The following is a 16,529-nucleotide window of genomic DNA, read 5'->3' as shown; positions in this document are numbered from 1 at the left end:
AGGACCGACTAGATACCAAAGGAACCCGGCTTGCGCGCGGCCTTTCCTTGGCCTGCGCCCAGCGAACCGCCGAGGGCACCAAAAACCGATGAGGCCTGAGCGGCCCTCTCCCCTTGGACGGCGGCGGCTACCTCGTTGTAGCTAGACTGGCGGATCTTACGCCAGACGTTTTTCTTGTCTTCGCCCACCAAGCGATCAATAAACATAGTGCCGTGCAGGTGGTCAGTCTCGTGCTGCAGCATGCGAGCAAAAAGGCCTTGGCCCTCGTAAGTCACAGGCTGCCCCTCACAGGTAAGACCCGTAACTCGCGCCCAGTTCTTGCGCGGAGTCGCAGCAGATAAACCGGGAACGGAAAGGCACCCCTCGCCACCCTCCTGGGGTTCGTCCCCTATCTCAATCACCGGGTTAATGACGTGCCCTTCAAGCCCATCAATGTTGCCAAAGGTAAAAATCTGCTTGGCAATCCCCACCTGGGGGCCAGCTAATCCCACGCCTTCAACGGCGTACATGGTTTCGAGCATGTCATGGACCAGCCTGCACAGGTCCTGGTCAAAAACGGTAATGGGGTCACAGGGAGTGCGGAGAACCGGGTCACCTACGGTGCGGATAGTCAGAATGGTCATGAGCTCTCTTGGGCTAGGGTACAGGGGTCTATGAGGCAGCTTTACCGGGGTGCTCGGCAGAATCAGCAAACGGTGGCGGCACCAGGGGCATCAGTGACTCTTCGGTACTCTCAGTCAGCTCTCGGTTCAGATCCCATACTCTTTTGAGGGCACAGAATTTGAACCAGTTGCTTTTGAGTACCTGTGGGTTGGCTTGCTGGGGAACAACCTGGGTCTGGCCCACGGCTACCCCCATCAAGATGCTAGCTCCACCGTGTTTCCAAGGCTCCCACTCACCGTTTTCAGCGTCGATAAGAGCCTCTTCAGCTTTGAGCCCGGCCACCAGTTGCATAACGACCTTATCGTCCAGAGGCTTGACCCGACCTTTGCGGTCGGTGCCCTTGGTTTTATAGTCAATGATGCAGGTGTGGCCCGCTATTTCTGCTACCAGGTCAAGGGTGCCAGCATAACCCACTGTCTGGTTCCAGATAGTGACCTCGGTAGCTAAGGGTTGAGGGCGGTACTGTTCCCACCACTCATCAAAACGGTCAGCGTAGGCCTGCTCACCGTGGGCTATCAGGTTTTCACGGTAGCCTTCCAGCTCATGAGGCAGGCCCATGGCTCGTAGGGCGACCTGCTCCGCATAGTTGTGCACACGGTCCCCGCGGGCTGCGGCATCGTCTCGGTAGCGCTCTGATGCGCTCGCCGCGTCACGGATAATGGCAAATTTGAGCCCAGCGCTACTTGATGCTCGGTAGGCTCGCTGATCTTCAAGAGCAGCTTTGGCTGCCATGTAGCCATGCCAACCACTCAAGTCACTGGCCTGTTGCCCAATAACTGTAGTAATGGAAGGCACCAGCAACTCCCCGCCCACGGTGCGCGCATACATTCGACCGTGGTCGGTGGCCTGCGCGAGCATGGGAGTGGTCAAAGAAACGTCCTGACGTGGTGGGGCGGGATTGGCGATAGATTCAGGCGCCGGGTACCTTGCATCAATCTGGGCTGCCGGCGCTCTATCGATTATACGCGCCTGGTCACCTCAATACGAGGGCACCCGTAGGTAAGCTCGGCTACCCCTATACTGCTTTGCTGCTGTCTTCTGGCTAAGTCCCCTGTTGATCACTGGGCATCAAAAAGCCCGACCTCCTAGGAGGCCGGGCTTCTCTTTGTGCGCGATACTGGGATCGAACCAGTGACCCCTTCCATGTCAAGGAAGTGCGCTACCGCTGCGCCAATCGCGCGTGGAGGTGAGGACGGGATTCGAACCCGCGTACACGGTTTTGCAGACCGTTGCCTAACCACTCGACCACCCCACCACACGCTCAGGCCGGGGCCTGAGTTGCGAAAACTAGTGTTTCCGAGAGAGCGGTTGACGAGACTTGAACTCGCGACATCCACCTTGGCAAGGTGGTGCTCTACCAACTGAGCTACAACCGCAACTTGAACAACTATACACAAGGGCAGGGCCTGTTTCAACCTGGGGTGTTTGGGTTGGCTTGTAATGGAGAGGGGTATGGAAAAACCCCCGGCCATAACCGGGGGTTTGTCTGGAGCGGTTGACGAGACTTGAACTCGCGACATCCACCTTGGCAAGGTGGTGCTCTACCAACTGAGCTACAACCGCAGTTGCATTTCTATGCAGGGCTTCACCCTGTGCTGGATACGCAATGTATCTTGCGTGCGCGATACTGGGATCGAACCAGTGACCCCTTCCATGTCAAGGAAGTGCGCTACCGCTGCGCCAATCGCGCTAGAACCCTCGCCTGAGGGTTAGCGAGCGGTTGACGAGACTTGAACTCGCGACATCCACCTTGGCAAGGTGGTGCTCTACCAACTGAGCTACAACCGCATGTTTGCTGATTCCTTGGGGAACCGAACCAACGAGTAAATACTATACACGGTGTTTTGGTTTACGCAAAATTGTTATTTTGTGGTGTTGTTTGGCCGGTTTTTCCTTGATTTATAGGGGTTTTGGGCCGGTTTTCATGGGGGCGCTTTATTATTTTTATTCTATGGACTGTGCCACAGTTATTGGCGGGTTAGGATATGTTGCATTGTTGTGGTGGTGCCAAGGGAGGTTTGAACTGTGCTACCCAGTCTTCTGACAGAGCGTTTGACCTTGAGGGCTTTACGTTTAGGGGATCTGTCTGCCCTGGTTGCAGCCTGCAGGGACCCGGAGATTGTCCGCTGGTGTGTGTCAATTCCGCTGGGATACACGGAGCAGGATGCCCTGGATTTTATCAGTTACTCACATGATGCTGCCCTTGCAGAGGCTGAGTTCATTTGGGCTATTGATGCCAGTGGTGTTTTCGCCGGGGTGGTCAGCTTATTCGATGTGTCGAGGTCTTCAGCCGAGGTTGGCTTTTGGCTTGCTCCCGATAGCAGAGGTCAAGGTTTTATGGCTGAGGCTTTGGGAGCGGTCACCGGTTTTGCACTGGATCCTCTGGGCTTGGGCTTGGATAGGCTAGTGTGGACTGCCCTGCAGGGGAACAGCTCCTCGGAGAAGGTTGCCCGCAAGGTTGGCTTTGAGGGTTTCCGCACTCTTCCTGAGGGCACGCCCGGTCGCCCAGGCTTTGATGGAGTTGCCCTCATGCAGACTGCGCGTCAGGCGGAGCTGACTCGCCAGCGGTGGGCTGAGGTTGGTTTCCCCGGCTAAAGCGGCCCCTGCCCTAGGCGCTCAAGAGCAAAAGCCCCGGCTCCTTCGCCGCCAGAAGGAACCGGGGCTGGTGTTTAAAGTGTGCTCTTCTAGGAAGCTAACTTCTGCCCTGCTGTGTGGCCTTCGCGGGCAAGAGCGGTTAGACGAGAAACGGCTCGGAAGTACTTTTTCTGGTAGCCGCCTGTCATCATTTCTTCGGTGAAGACCCTGTCAAAGGGAAGTCCGGAGGCGATAATGGGCAGGTCTTTATCGTAAAGACGGTCAGCCAGCACCACGAAGCGGAGGGCCACGGCCTGCTGGGTAATGGTTGTGACATTGCGCCAGGCAATAGCATCAAGCCCTTCAATAAATTGGCGGTAACGAGAGGGGTGAACCTTGGACAGGTGCTCAATGAGGTCCTCAAAGCTATCGATTGCAACGGTGCCAAGTGCACCAAAACCTGCTTCAACAGCGGCATCAAACTGCTCAGGTGCAAGGGGGTCCGGTGCCGGGTCAAGCCCGCGGTGGCGGTAGTCCTCGCCATCTACACGAATCACATCAAATTGGTCTGAGAGTACCTGAATTTCACGCTTGAAGTCTGCGGCGGCAAAGCGCCCCTCACCGAGTGAGCCGGGCAGAGTATTGGAGGTGGCGACCAGCTTCACCCCTGCTTCGGCTAGCTCACGCATGAGTCGGGACATCAGCACGGTGTCACCGGGGTCATCGAGTTCAAATTCGTCAATACAGACCAGCTTGTAGCCTGAGAGGGCTTCAACCGTCTTGCGGAAGGTGAGTGCACCGACCAGGTTGGTGTATTCGACAAAGGTACCGAAAGCTTTGGGGCCCTCTACTGCGTGCCAGAGGGAGGCAAGCAGGTGGGTTTTACCCACACCAAAACCACCGTCTAGGTAAAGACCTGGCTTACCGACGTCCTTTTTCTTGCCCCCGCCAAAGAGCTTGCTTAAAAATCCACCGCCACTAGCGACGCCACCATTGATACTATCCCCGAAGGCTCGTAAGGCATCGACTGCCGCCTGTTGTGAGGGCTGCGCTGGGTCCGGGCGGTAGGTATCAAAGGACACCTCACCAAAGCGTTCTGAGGGGCGAAAACCCGCCAAAAGTTCATCAGCAGAAACCTGGGGGGTACGTTCGGTGAGGTGGGTGTAGGTGGCCACGTGCCTAACTTTCCTTGAGCGCAAGGGTGCGCGGGTTACATGTACAGCACCAGTGTAATGGGTGCGGGAGGTAAGGGCCGGTAGCGGTTAAGACTTTGGGGGGTGATGACACTAAGGCGGTTGAATTCTTCACAGTTCGTAGCGTTTTCCGCTGTCCGGCAGCTTCCGCTGGCGTGTTCCTTTTAGGCTAGTAAAGGTTAATCGGAAGCAAAAAGAAAGGGTTTCTCGTGGCCAAGGGTAAAAAGAAAGCCGGAGCATCTACTGCCGCAGTTGCTCTCTTGCAAGGAAGCGGGGTTGCCTTCACCATGCGCGAATACGAGCACGTCCAGGGTGAAACCCAGTTTGGTCTGGAGGCCGCTCAGAAGCTAGGCCGCTCCCCCGAACAGGTTTTCAAGACACTCATGATTAATCACGACAAAGATTTTGCGGTCTGCCTGGTTCCGGTAGCAGGCAAACTCAACACTAAGGCCGCCGCCGCCCAGTTAGGGTGGAAGAGCGCCAAGATGGCCGAACCTAAAGTAGCTGAGAAGCGTACCGGGTATGTTGTGGGCGGCATTTCTCCCCTGGGCCAAAAGACAGCCCACCCCACCCTGATCCATGAAACAGCCCAGCTTTTTGACACCGTTCTGGTCTCGGGTGGGCGGCGTGGCCTCGATCTTGAGTTGGCTGCTGATGATCTGGTCAGGCTAACCGGCGGCTCCTACGCCGATATTGCGGCACCCTAACACCTCAAGAGATAGGAGGGGGCAGCCAGCCGCTGCCCCCCATCACTGCCTGAGCTTATTCTGCCGACTTAGCCTGATGTACTGGCAGGGTCAGCCCCAGCTTATCCCCCAGCCACTTTTCCACGGTGCTCTCCCAGAGCTCAGGGTCCACGTTCCACTCGCGGGTGTGGGGTGCCCCTGTAAAGGGAACAAAATCCACCAGCGGTGAAGCCTGCGCTAACTGTTCTGATGGCTGATAGGGCACGTAGGTGTCATCGCGGGAATGCAGAATCAAGGTGGGTAGAACAATGTCCTGTACACGGTTAGGCCAGGATATCTGTTCAAGCCGAATCGGCTCGTGCAAGCCGGTAAACCCGGTCAGTGCAGGGTGAGAAATCATGTGCACACCCAGCTTTCCTATCGAGAGGGGAATCTTGTTGAGCTGAGTATGGTAACGGATGAGTTCAAGCCAGTCCAGGGCGGGCCCATCAAGCACAAGGCCCCGGATAGCGCGGCGGTTAGAGGCAAGGTCAGCTGTTTGCATACAGATAGAGCCACCCATAGACCAGCCAAAGAGCACTACATCTTCAGCACCATGAGAAAGTGCGTAGTCGATAGCAACTTCAATATCGCGCCATTCGGTAAAGCCTAGGCCGTAGCGGCCGTCTTCACTGGCCGGAGCTTCACGGTCGTTACGGTAGCTAACATGCAGGCTGGTAAGCCCTAGCTTTTGAGTCACTGTCAGTGAGCGCAGGGTTTCTGCACGTGTTGACCCCATGCCGTGAACCATCACAATCCAAGTGCTACTGGGGACTGCTGATGAATCAGATTCAGTAGCGCTATCAAGCCAGGCATTAGGGTGCACTACCCAGGCGGGGGCAGGACCAACAGGCAGGTTAAGCTCGATGTCTTGGTAGCGGTAGCCAGCCATCTGGGGGTCGGTGGCTACAACACCGGTGAGTCTGCCGCGTTTGCAGGTGGTGATATCGCCTCGATAGACCCCTTCGATGGACCGTACTACGGTCTGCTCGGTCGGCAGGTAGGAGATTACCTCGCCCAGCAGGGCGAACCCTGCTCCCCCGGCAAAATAAAACCCGTAGCGGCCTGGAGCCTGAGTCCGTTCCGTCGCGTCTAGGCAGATACTGGTGGGCTGTTGGTCTTCTATATTTTCAGCGGTTCCGTAGCCCACCGAATAAACACGAACATCTTCGTGGGGTGCTTTGGGCGGGACAACAATTTTGCGGGCAAAGTGTGTTGCCAGTCCTGCCGCCCCCAGTGCACCAGCCATAGCAAGGGTGGCACCTGCGGCACCAGCAACTCCTGCGACGGTAGCTAGAGTGAGGGTGCGCGCCGTTGAAGATGTGTCCTGCTCTGTATTCATAATGACCAGTCTAGGGGAGGTATTGCTACTAGCGGGAACGGCACACCCGTGATGTTACCAACCAGTAACCTTGTAAGGAATATCAGGGACAAGGCTGATGCCTTATTCCACTGGGTGTAATCTGGCTGAATATACATACTGTGTTATCGATACGGGTAAGGACTATACAAAATGTCTGAGCATCTACCGGGCCTAGGAAAAATCGCAAAAAACTGGAAAGAGGTTCTGACCCCTACTGAGTACGCTGTGCTCAGAGAGGGCGGTACCGAGCCTGCCTTCACCGGCCAATACTGGGATACCACCACCGAGGGTATCTACTCCTGCAGGGCTTGCGGCACCGAGCTCTTCCGGTCCAGCGAGAAGTTTGAGAGCCACTGCGGTTGGCCTTCCTTCTTCGAGCCCTTGGCAGAAAACCGAGTGCTTTATATAGAGGACCGGTCTTTGGGAATGGTTCGTGTTGAAGTGCGCTGTGCCGCCTGTGATTCTCACCTTGGCCACGTCTTTAAGGGTGAGGGCTACGATACCCCCACAGACCTGCGTTACTGCATCAATTCTGTCTGCCTCACTCTGAATGAGAAACCGCTTGAGCCCTAGCTTGAGAAACAGGACAGCAAGAAATATTTAAGCATGAGGTAATCTTCTACCGTTCAATCTCACACTCGCGACATAACCGGGTAACAGGGTTAGCTGACATAATAGTGGGGTAGTTTTCCACCGGGAGGGAGTTTTATTGTGGCGCAAACTGACAAGGTGGCAGCACCTTTAAGCGCCTCCACCGGGGGTTTTGAGATACCCGAGGGAATCACGATTCCCGAGGTTGTCTTTCTCGATGAACCCGACGGTGGCACTCCCAGCGTTATTACCACCGACCGTGGCCTGCAGAGAGTTGCCGACATCCTTGCCTCCCAGAGCGGTCCGGTAGCAGTCGACACCGAACGAGCATCGGGCATCAGGTACGGTCAGCGAGCTTTCCTGGTACAGCTCAAACGAGGTAACTCCGGGGTCATCCTCATTGACCCGGAGAGCTTCCCCCATCTCTCCCCCATCAACGAGGCCTTAGCCGGCGCTGAGTGGGTTATCCACGCCGCAAGCCAGGACCTTCCCTGCCTGGCAGAGCTGGGGATGCGCCCCGATGTGCTTTTCGATACCGAACTGGGCGGTCGTCTTGCTGGCTTTGAGCGGGTTGGCTTGGGCTATATGGTCGAGCATTTGCTGGGTTATAAGCTCGCCAAGGAGCACTCAGCGGTGGACTGGTCCCATCGGCCCCTGCCCGCGCAGTGGCTCAACTATGCAGCTCTTGACGTTGATATTCTGCTCGATTTGCGCGATGCCGTTGAGTCTGAGCTCAGGGCACAGGGCAAACTCGAGCTGGCCCGGGAAGAATTCAACGCAGTTCGCGAGCGCACCGGGTTTGAGCAGAAACCTGATCCTTGGCGCAAGACCAAGGGCATCAGGGATTTGAAAACCCGCCGCCAGCTCACCGCTCTGCGTAATCTTTGGTACGAGCGTGATCACCTTGCGCAGAAAAAAGATGTGGCCCCCAAGCGGCTGCTTCCCGATTCGTCCTTGATTGCTGCGGCGCGTATCATGCCGCAGACAGTTCCAGCGGTGTTGGCGATACCGGGTTTTCAGACTCGTTCCCTCAAACGAGAGGCTCCCCGCTGGGTCAAGGCCATTACCGAGGCGAAGAAGGAACCCAGCCCGGTTCCTTTCACTCTGCCTGCATCTGGGCCGCCGCCGCTGAAGGCCTGGGAGGTTAAGAGGCCGCTTTCCGCTGAACTGATTGCAGAAGCTAAGCCCCTTGTTATTGAGATCAGTGAGCAACTCGGTATGCCTCAAGAAAACCTGCTGACCCCCGATATCCTGCGGAGGCTGTGCTGGGACCCGCCTGCGGGTTCGGGTGAGCAAGAACTTAGGTTAGCCCTGCTTGAACTTGGGGCGCGTCAGTGGCAGATTGAACGTGTAGCGGGGCATCTAGCCACGGTATTCACCCGGGTCAGAGCCCAACACTCACAGTAAGGATTGTACCCATGTGCACCACATGCGGCTGTCAGAATAAAGAAGAAAAACCCATTGTTGATGCTCCCCAGGAGCTAGCCGCGAGTAACCCTTCAGGGTTTTCCCGCCGCACAGCGATTATTGGTGCTGGTGGCCTGGGGGCAGGCGCGGTTCTGCTCTCTGCCTGCGGCTCCAAGGATGGCCAAACACTCACCGAAAGCGACGGTCGCCCTGCCGAACCAACCGACATGGCCGCCACCAGCGACGTACCGGTCGGCGGGGTAATTCAGGCTACAGCAAAGGGGAGCGTCGTCATGATTAGCCAGCCCACCGAGGGCGCTTTCCATGCCTTCTCATCGGTCTGCACCCACCAGGGGTGCCAGCTCAAGGCCTTGAAAGATAAAAGTATTTCCTGCCCCTGCCACTCCTCAGTTTTTTCGCTGGAGGATGGATCTGTCCTTGGTGGTCCGGCTGAGACTCCGATCGCGGAATTCCCGGTCGAGGTTAAAGACGGACGTATCTGGGTCGGCTAAGGTTACCGGTAGACAATAGAAAAACTAAAGTGGCTCTTTCTTCTGCTGAAGAAAGAGCCGCTTTGAGTGTCCCTGCGCTGGGAATTGGAGGGTTAGGAGGTGTGTTTAGGCCGTTCGCCCTCTGTTCGCGCGAAAGGCACCATATCGCCCGAAAGCTGAGCGAGAATATCGGCGCTAATTTTTTGAGGTGTCAGCCCCACTTCCTCAAGAATTTCACCGCGCTCAGCGTGCTTGATGAACTCGGCGGGCAGACCCAGCTCGTTCAGTGCTGTGTCGATACCAGCTGCGCGCATTTCCTGGCGAATCCGGGAACCTACGCCACCGGCCCGGACGCCGTCTTCAAGGGAAACCACGATGCGGTGCTCCCCTGCCAGCTCAATAAGGCTGGCAGGTACAGGCATGACCCAGCGGGGATCTACCACCGTTAGGCTCACCCCCTGGCTACCCAGCAGTTCGGCTACATCAAGCGCTAGGCGGGCAAAAGCACCCACGCCAATCAAAAGCACGTCGCGCTGACCGCTTTCAGCGTGAGGCTCCCCTAGCCGCCTGAGAATATCGGCCCCGTCTGCGGTCCGTTCAAGGGCGGGAATATCGGGGCCTACTGAGCCCTTGGGGTAGCGCACAACCGTAGGAGCATCGGAGATAGCCACGGCTTCTCGCAGTTCCTCACGCAGGGTCACTGCGTCACGGGGAGCTGCAAGATGCAGGCCCGGAATAAACTGCAGAAGAGCCAAATCCCACATGCCGTGGTGGCTGGGGCCATCGGGGCCGGTCACGCCGGAACGGTCCAAGACGAGGGTTACACCAGCCTTATGCAAGGCAACGTCCATGAGGAGCTGATCAAAACCACGGTTGAGGAAGGTGGCGTAGAGGGCAATGACAGGGTGCTGGCCGCCGTAGGCCAGACCCGCGCTCATGGCAAGAGCGTGCTGTTCAGCGATTCCTACGTCAATCACGCGGCCCGGGTGGGCCATAGCCATAGGTTTGAGCCCAACAGGAATGAGCATAGCGCCGGTGATTCCGACAATGTCCTCGCGCTCATCGGCAATATCTTTGATTTCCTGAGCAAAGATACTGGTCCAGGATTTACCAGAGGACTTAGCTAGGGCTTCACCGGTATCAGGGTCAATCACCCCCACAGCGTGGAACATATCGTCTTTATCGCTTACTGCCGGGGCGTAACCGTGGCCTTTCTCGGTCATAGCGTGAACGATAACGGGGCCACCATAGTTCTTAGCTGATTCTAGGGCTTGCTCGATTTCCTGCAGATCATGGCCGTCAATCGGTCCCACGTATTTCATCCCCAGGTCTTCAAAAATGCCACCGGGCACCATGACGTCCTTAATGCCCGCTTTCATGCCGTGCAACCCACGGTAGACCATCTGTCCCAGGGGGCCGCTCTTCTGAAGTTTGGTGCGGGCAATATCGAGGGTGCGCTCGTAGCGCGAGTCCAGGCGAACCTTATCGACCTTATTCTGAAGTTCATGTTTCAGGGCAGCCAGGTGGTTAGCGAACCCACCCACGGTCGGCGCGTAGGAACGACCGTTGTCGTTAACAACAATGACGACCTTGCGGGACCTATCAGCCGCTATATTGTTGATAGCTTCCCAGGCCATGCCACCGGTTAGGGCACCATCGCCGATGAGGGCAACAGTGTAACGGTCCTTTTGGCCGGTGAGTTGGTAGGCGCGGGAAACACCGTCAGCCCATGACAGAGATGACGAAGCGTGTGAGGACTCAACGATATCGTGCTCAGACTCAGCCCGCTCAGGGTAGCCAGCGATACCGCCTTTCTGGCGCAGGGTCGAAAAATCTTGCCGACCGGTAACCAGCTTGTGGACATAAGACTGGTGCCCGGTATCAAAAATGATGGAGTCCTGCGGTGAATCGAAGACCCGGTGAATCCCAAGAGTCAGCTCAACAACACCGAGGTTGGGGCCAAGATGCCCCCCGGTCTGAGAGACATTGGCAACCAGATAATCGCGGATTTCCTGAGCCAGCTCCGTCAGCTGCTGCGAGCTCAAGGAGTTCAGGTGCCCCGGCTCCCGGATAGTTTCTAGTAATCCCACGATGTCTCCCTCACAACCTGACCGGCCGGCTGAGTCTCCTGGTAAGGAGCTACGGAGCGAGCCAGTAGTTACAGTCTCTGGTGTCTTGCAGTTAAGTAACTTTACCCGCTTGGTGGTCGTTTAGCGATTCGCACTATGAGAGCAAAAGCGCCGTTTTCATTTCAGCTAAGTTACAGGCCGCGTCATTACACCCTAAGAGACCAGGGGGCGTATTAGTATCATTACTCAAGACCCAAATGTGTGACAGCACACATTACTTGCTATATTTGGGGTGAATCATTACGCAGTTAGCTAGCAGCTGACCCCGCACGAACGGATTTGTACACATCATGACCGCATTCATCACCTGGCTGAACGAGATCATTTGGTCTCCAGTGCTGGTATATCTGTGCCTGGCCGTAGGCGTCTACTTCACCATCAGAACCCGGCTCCTCCAGATTCGCCAGATTCCCTCTATGCTTCGAGCTACCTTCAAGGGCGAGTCTTCGCAAGATGGCGTTTCCTCCTTCCAAGCACTAGCCCTGTCGCTGGCAGGGCGTGTGGGTACAGGTAACATCGCAGGCGTGGCAACTGCTATCGCCTTTGGTGGCCCGGGTGCCGTCTTCTGGATGTGGGCGGTTGCCTTCCTGGGCTCTGCAACCTCCTTTATCGAGTCCACCCTAGGGCAGATCTACAAAGAACGCGATAAGGTCACCGGTGAATACCGCGGCGGCCCCGCCTACTACTTCGAAAAGGCCTACCGGCACACCAAGTACTCGGGGCTTTTCAAGGTCTACGCCTCTCTCTTTGCTTGCGCTACCGTGCTAGCCTGCGGCTTCTTCCTGCCCGGAGTTCAGGCTAACGGTATCGCTACCTCCATGCAGGGCGCTTTCCCTCAGATTCACCCCTGGATGACTGCAACCGGTATCACCATTCTTCTTGCCTTTATCGTGGTGGGTGGCGTCAAGCGTATCGCGGCCTTTGCCTCAGTGGTCGTTCCTATCATGGCCGTTATTTATATCATTCTCGCAGTCATTGTTTGCTTCATTAATATTGGCATGCTGGGGGACGTCGTTAACCTCATCTTTAGCTCAGCATTCGGCCTGCATGCAACCTTCGGTGCCATTGTGGGTACTGCTGTTGAATGGGGCGTCAAACGAGGCATCTACTCCAACGAAGCAGGCCAGGGCACCGGCCCCCACGCTGCAGCTGCCGCCGAGGTCAAGCACCCCGCATCCCAGGGCTTTGTTCAGGCTATGGCCGTCTACATTGACACCCTCTTCGTCTGCTCTGCTACTGCTTTCCTGATTCTTTCAACCGGCATGTACCGGGTCTACCAGGGGGGATCAGCAGATACCCCCGTGCTTGCAGAAGGATCGGGGACGCTAGATCCAGAGGCAACTGTGGGGCCAGCCTTTGCGCAATCCGCCTTTGATACTCTCTTACCTGGAGCCGGCACCATCTTTATCGCTGTATCGCTGGGGTTCTTTGCCTTCACCACCATCATTGCTTACTACTACATGGCTGAAACCAACCTGCGTTACCTGACCAGGAACCTCAAAAATGAAACAGTTTCTAATGGTCTCCTACGCTTGTTACAGCTCCTCATTCTGGTTGCCACAGTAGTAGGTTGCGTCAATAGTGCTGGTGAGGCCTGGGCCCTAGGCGATATCGGTGTAGGGCTCATGGCTTGGCTGAACGTCGTCGGTATTCTGGTCATTCAGAAGCCTGCGCTGCAGGCCCTGCGTGACTACGAACAGCAACGCAAGCAGGGCCAGGATCCCCTGTTTGATCCGCGGGCTCTTGACATTAGAAACGCCGACTTCTGGGAGAACTACTACGATGTGAAAACCGGTGCAATCCCGGTTCAGAAGAAGTAGGCTCCAGGCCGGCTACAACCGTAGAGGCTGTTTTCCTCCCCAGGCGGGAGGAAAACAGCCTCTTTAATTTTTAAAGAGAACCAGTAGGCGGGGCATATAGCGACTAGGAGGCTTTTATCCTTGCCAAAGCAAAGCACACAGCGGCGCTCAAGAAGGCAATAAGACCTAGAAGCAGTGCGGGCATACCAAGCGAAACCAGAAAATCCCCTAAGGCAAAATGTTGCAGGGCATCGTGGTCACCCGTAGCATCACGCGAGGGTTCCCTGGCTAGCATCCCGGGCAAAATATAGGTCAGGCTTATCCAGGCCGACATCCAAGAAGCAATCCCCACTTTAGCCAGATAGCGCCCTGCGCCCAGTGCTCCACCGGCTTGAGGCCTGTTGAGAAGAGGAGTACCGCTGACAAGATACCAGGCAAAGGCCACAAGACACAGCGCAAAGAAGACCCAGCCCAGGGCTACGAATATCAGATAGGCCGACAATCCGCTAGCTACCCCACCGGTGAGCGGTACCAGCAGGAAGGCATCCACAAGCCCCGCTACTATCAAGACAAGCCCCAGCCACAGAACGACAGCCGGCCCTTCTCGTGATGCGGGACCTGCGCTCACTTTGTACTGTGAATTATTCTGGGTCATACCGATAGGCTACAGTAGCTACCCGCAGTTTGGATATAGAGGAGGGCCTGCCCCACGATAGGTAGAGCAGGCCCTCCAGACTAACTGGCTAGAGCCAGCCTAGGTTGCGCGGTGGTTAGGATCCGCGCACCAGGTTACGCAGAACATACTGCAGAATACCGCCGTTGCGGTAGTAGTCGGCTTCACCTGGGGTATCAATGCGTACTACAGCGTCGAACTCGGTGACGGTGCCATCTTCGGCAGTAGCGGTGACCTTAAGGGTCTTGGGGGTAGTCCCCTCGTTCAGCTCGGTCAGGCCGGTGATATCGAAAGTTTCGGTACCGGTCAGGCCCAGTGAGGCGTGGGATTCACCCGCAGGGAACTGCAGGGGAACAACACCCATACCGATCAGGTTAGAACGGTGGATACGCTCGAAGGACTCAGCAATAACAGCCTTGACGCCCAGCAAGGTGGTGCCCTTAGCTGCCCAGTCGCGTGATGAACCGGTGCCGTATTCCTTACCGCCCAGTACAACCAGCGGGATACCCGCAGCCTGGTAGTTCTGTGCAGCATCGTAAACGGTAGTCTGCTCACCGCCAGCGGTGAAGTCGCGGGTGAAACCGCCCTCAACACCGTCCAGCAGCTGATTCTTGATGCGGATGTTGGCAAAGGTACCGCGAATCATGACCTCATGGTTACCACGGCGTGAGCCGTAGGAGTTGAAGTCCTTACGCTCTACCCCGTTCTCAATCAGGTAACGGCCAGCAGGGGTATCTGCCTTGAAGGAACCTGCAGGTGAGATATGGTCGGTGGTCACAGAGTCGCCCAGCTTCAAAAGAACGCGAGCGCCCTTGATGTCCTCTACGGGGGTGATCTCCATGGTCATGCCCTCAAAGTATGGGGGCTTGCGCACGTAGGTTGACTTTTGGTCCCACTCGAAAGTGGAGCCGGTGGGAGTGTCCAGGGCCTGCCAGCGCTCGTCACCGTCAAAGATGGTGCCGTATTCCTTGGTGTACATGTCGGTATCGACAGAGGCGTCGATAATCTGCTGTACTTCGGCGGGGTCAGGCCAGATGTCCTTGAGGTAGACGGGGTTGCCATCTGCGTCGGTACCCAGGGCATCGTTCTCAAAGTCGAAGTCCATGCTACCGGCCAGGGCGTAGGCGATAACCAGTGGCGGTGAAGCCAGGTAGTTCATCTTGACGTCAGGTGAGATACGACCCTCAAAGTTGCGGTTACCGGAGAGTACCGCGGTGACGGACAGGTCATTTTCCTGAATGGCCTCGGAGATTTCTGGTTCCAGCGGACCGGAGTTACCGATACAGGTAGCGCAACCGTAGCCTACAACGAAGAAGCCCAGCTTCTCCAGGTCAGGCAGGAGGCCAGCCTTCTCGTAGTAGTCAGTGACAACCTTGGAGCCCGGTGCGATAGAGGTCTTGACCCAGGGCTTAGCTGTCAGGCCCTTGGCTGCTGCGTTACGAGCCAGTACACCGGCGGCCATCATGACCGAAGGGTTCGAGGTGTTGGTGCAGGAGGTAATCGACGCAATCGACACTGCACCGTTCTTGAGCTCGAACTCGCGGCCATCGGCCATTGAAACGGCAACAGACTTAGCGTCTTCGCCAGAAGCCGCGTAGTTCTTAATATCGTTTGCGAACTGTTCCTTGGCATCGGTGAGCTGGATACGGTCCTGGGGGCGCTTGGGCCCGGCGATGGAGGGCACCACGGTGGACAGGTCCAGTTCCAGGTACTCGGAGTACTCGACCTCTGCTGAGGGATCGTGCCAGAGACCCTGTTCCTTGGTGTAGGCCTCAACCAGTGCAACCTGCTCTTGGCTGCGGCCGGTCAGGCGCAGGTATTCCAGAGTCTGCTCGTCGATGGGGAACATGGCCGCAGTTGAACCAAACTCGGGGCTCATGTTACCGATGGTGGCGCGGTTAGCCAGAGGTACCTGGCCAACACCGTCACCGTAGAACTCAACGAACTTACCGACAACACCGTGCTGACGCAGCATCTCGGTGATGGTCAGAACAACGTCGGTTGCGGTAGCACCGGCGGGAATAGAGCCGGTGAGCTTGAAGCCAACGACGCGCGGAATCAGCATGGATACGGGCTGGCCCAGCATGGCTGCCTCAGCTTCAATACCGCCAACGCCCCAACCCAGAACGCCCAGGCCGTTGACCATGGTGGTGTGGGAGTCAGTACCGACAACGGTGTCGGGGTAGGCACGCAGGACGCCACCTACTTCGCGGGCCATAATGGTGCGTGCCAGGTACTCGATGTTGACCTGGTGCACGATACCCATGCCCGGGGGAACGACCTTAAAGTCATCAAAAGCGGTCTGGCCCCAGCGCAGGAACTTGTAGCGTTCGCCGTTGCGCTGGTACTCGATATCCATGTTGCGGGTAATGGCATCAGCGGTACCGAAGTTATCGATCTGAACGGAGTGGTCGATGACCAGTTCAGCAGGTGCCAGGGGGTTGATTTTGGAGGGATCTCCGCCCAGTTCCTTGACAGCCTCACGCATGGTAGCTAGGTCAACGACACAGGGTACGCCGGTGAAGTCCTGCATGATAACGCGGGCAGGGGTGAACTGGATTTCGGTGTCCGGTTCGGCGCTGGGATCCCAGTTTGCAAGAGCCTTGATGTGGCCCTCGGTGATGTTGGCGCCGTCTTCGGTGCGCAAAAGGTTTTCTAGGAGAACCTTAAGAGAGTAGGGCAGTTTTTGCGAGCCTTCTACTGCCTTTAGACGGAAAATTTCATAGTCGGTTCCGTTGACGTTCAAAACGCCCTTTGAACCGAAGCTGTCCACAGTGCTCATATGTGGGACTCCTCTCGACACTGTCTTATGATCGGCTCCCCGCTTCCGGTACCACCGCGTCCGTGCAGTGGGTGTGTGATGCTCAGTGTGAGCCGGAAGGCGTAAAGCCACTGCATCTTAGTGTACCCCGTATCACGTT

General features: G+C 56.7%; 13 protein-coding genes and 6 tRNA genes. 6 read left to right on the top strand and 13 right to left on the bottom strand.

The features are described from left to right. Nucleotides 1-8: 8 nt before the first annotated feature. The 8 genes from def to ACN08V_RS01830 form a co-directional block, all read right to left on the bottom strand. On the bottom strand, nt 9-623 hold the full coding sequence (def, locus tag ACN08V_RS01865; RefSeq protein ID WP_419104319.1) for a peptide deformylase: 615 nt from the start codon (nt 621-623) through the stop codon (nt 9-11). A 28-nt stretch (nt 624-651) separates the two neighbouring features. Beyond that, complete coding sequence (locus tag ACN08V_RS01860; protein WP_419104318.1) at nt 652-1,533, bottom strand: cytochrome; 882 nt, start codon at nt 1,531-1,533, stop codon at nt 652-654. A 238-nt stretch (nt 1,534-1,771) separates the two neighbouring features. Then, a tRNA-Val gene (locus ACN08V_RS01855) sits at nt 1,772-1,843 on the bottom strand. 1 nt (nt 1,844) lies between these two features. Further along, nucleotides 1,845-1,918, bottom strand: a tRNA-Cys gene (locus tag ACN08V_RS01850). Between the two features lie 48 nt (nt 1,919-1,966). Beyond that, nucleotides 1,967-2,039, bottom strand: a tRNA-Gly gene (locus ACN08V_RS01845). 111 nt (nt 2,040-2,150) lie between these two features. Further along, a tRNA-Gly gene (locus ACN08V_RS01840) sits at nt 2,151-2,226 on the bottom strand. A gap of 55 nt (nt 2,227-2,281) precedes the next feature. After that, a tRNA-Val gene (locus ACN08V_RS01835) sits at nt 2,282-2,353 on the bottom strand. A gap of 25 nt (nt 2,354-2,378) precedes the next feature. After that, a tRNA-Gly gene (locus ACN08V_RS01830) sits at nt 2,379-2,451 on the bottom strand. Between the two features lie 237 nt (nt 2,452-2,688). Between ACN08V_RS01830 and ACN08V_RS01825 the strand changes: the two genes are divergently transcribed. Next, the gene (locus tag ACN08V_RS01825; protein ID WP_419100484.1) at nt 2,689-3,258 is read left to right on the top strand and encodes a GNAT family N-acetyltransferase; all 570 of its coding nucleotides are present in this window, start codon (nt 2,689-2,691) and stop codon (nt 3,256-3,258) included. 89 nt (nt 3,259-3,347) lie between these two features. Here ACN08V_RS01825 and zapE read toward each other — a convergent pair whose 3' ends face one another. Then, complete coding sequence (gene zapE, locus ACN08V_RS01820) at nt 3,348-4,412, bottom strand: cell division protein ZapE (RefSeq protein WP_419104317.1); 1,065 nt, start codon at nt 4,410-4,412, stop codon at nt 3,348-3,350. A gap of 227 nt (nt 4,413-4,639) precedes the next feature. Between zapE and ybaK the strand changes: the two genes are divergently transcribed. Beyond that, entirely contained in the window at nt 4,640-5,137 is a 498-nt protein-coding gene (gene ybaK / locus ACN08V_RS01815) for a Cys-tRNA(Pro) deacylase (RefSeq protein ID WP_419104316.1), read from the top strand. 55 nt (nt 5,138-5,192) lie between these two features. Here ybaK and ACN08V_RS01810 read toward each other — a convergent pair whose 3' ends face one another. Then, complete coding sequence (locus tag ACN08V_RS01810; RefSeq protein WP_419104315.1) at nt 5,193-6,497, bottom strand: alpha/beta hydrolase family protein; 1,305 nt, start codon at nt 6,495-6,497, stop codon at nt 5,193-5,195. Between the two features lie 171 nt (nt 6,498-6,668). Here ACN08V_RS01810 and msrB point away from each other — a divergent pair, with 171 nt between their 5' ends. From msrB to ACN08V_RS01795, 3 genes are all read left to right on the top strand, one after another. Beyond that, on the top strand, nt 6,669-7,091 hold the full coding sequence (gene msrB, locus ACN08V_RS01805; RefSeq protein ID WP_419104314.1) for a peptide-methionine (R)-S-oxide reductase MsrB: 423 nt from the start codon (nt 6,669-6,671) through the stop codon (nt 7,089-7,091). Nucleotides 7,092-7,229: 138 nt separating this feature from the next. Then, complete coding sequence (locus tag ACN08V_RS01800; RefSeq protein ID WP_419104313.1) at nt 7,230-8,516, top strand: HRDC domain-containing protein; 1,287 nt, start codon at nt 7,230-7,232, stop codon at nt 8,514-8,516. Between the two features lie 11 nt (nt 8,517-8,527). Next, nucleotides 8,528-9,028 (top strand): Rieske (2Fe-2S) protein, encoded by a 501-nt coding sequence (locus ACN08V_RS01795; RefSeq protein WP_419104312.1) that lies wholly within the window; start codon nt 8,528-8,530, stop codon nt 9,026-9,028. 92 nt (nt 9,029-9,120) lie between these two features. Here the strand turns inward: ACN08V_RS01795 and dxs are convergent, their stop codons facing one another. Beyond that, nucleotides 9,121-11,097 (bottom strand): 1-deoxy-D-xylulose-5-phosphate synthase, encoded by a 1,977-nt coding sequence (dxs, locus tag ACN08V_RS01790; protein WP_419100491.1) that lies wholly within the window; start codon nt 11,095-11,097, stop codon nt 9,121-9,123. A gap of 329 nt (nt 11,098-11,426) precedes the next feature. Here dxs and ACN08V_RS01785 point away from each other — a divergent pair, with 329 nt between their 5' ends. Next, nucleotides 11,427-12,956: an alanine/glycine:cation symporter family protein gene (locus tag ACN08V_RS01785; RefSeq protein WP_419104311.1), complete on the top strand. Its 1,530-nt coding sequence runs from the start codon at nt 11,427-11,429 to the stop codon at nt 12,954-12,956. Nucleotides 12,957-13,059: 103 nt separating this feature from the next. On the opposite strand, the gene ACN08V_RS01780 is transcribed toward ACN08V_RS01785, so the two are convergent. After that, nucleotides 13,060-13,590 carry a hypothetical protein gene (locus tag ACN08V_RS01780; RefSeq protein ID WP_419104310.1) on the bottom strand — a complete coding sequence of 177 codons (531 nt, stop codon included), beginning with the start codon at nt 13,588-13,590 and terminating at the stop codon, nt 13,060-13,062. Between the two features lie 115 nt (nt 13,591-13,705). Beyond that, nucleotides 13,706-16,390, bottom strand: a complete 2,685-nt coding sequence (gene acnA / locus ACN08V_RS01775) for an aconitate hydratase AcnA (RefSeq protein WP_419100494.1) — start codon at nt 16,388-16,390, stop codon at nt 13,706-13,708. Nucleotides 16,391-16,529 lie beyond the last annotated feature (139 nt).

This window comes from Rothia sp. P5766, from assembly GCF_048513555.1.
Lineage (GTDB): Bacteria > Actinomycetota > Actinomycetes > Actinomycetales > Micrococcaceae > Rothia.
This window is presented reverse-complemented; position numbering and strand designations above follow the sequence as displayed.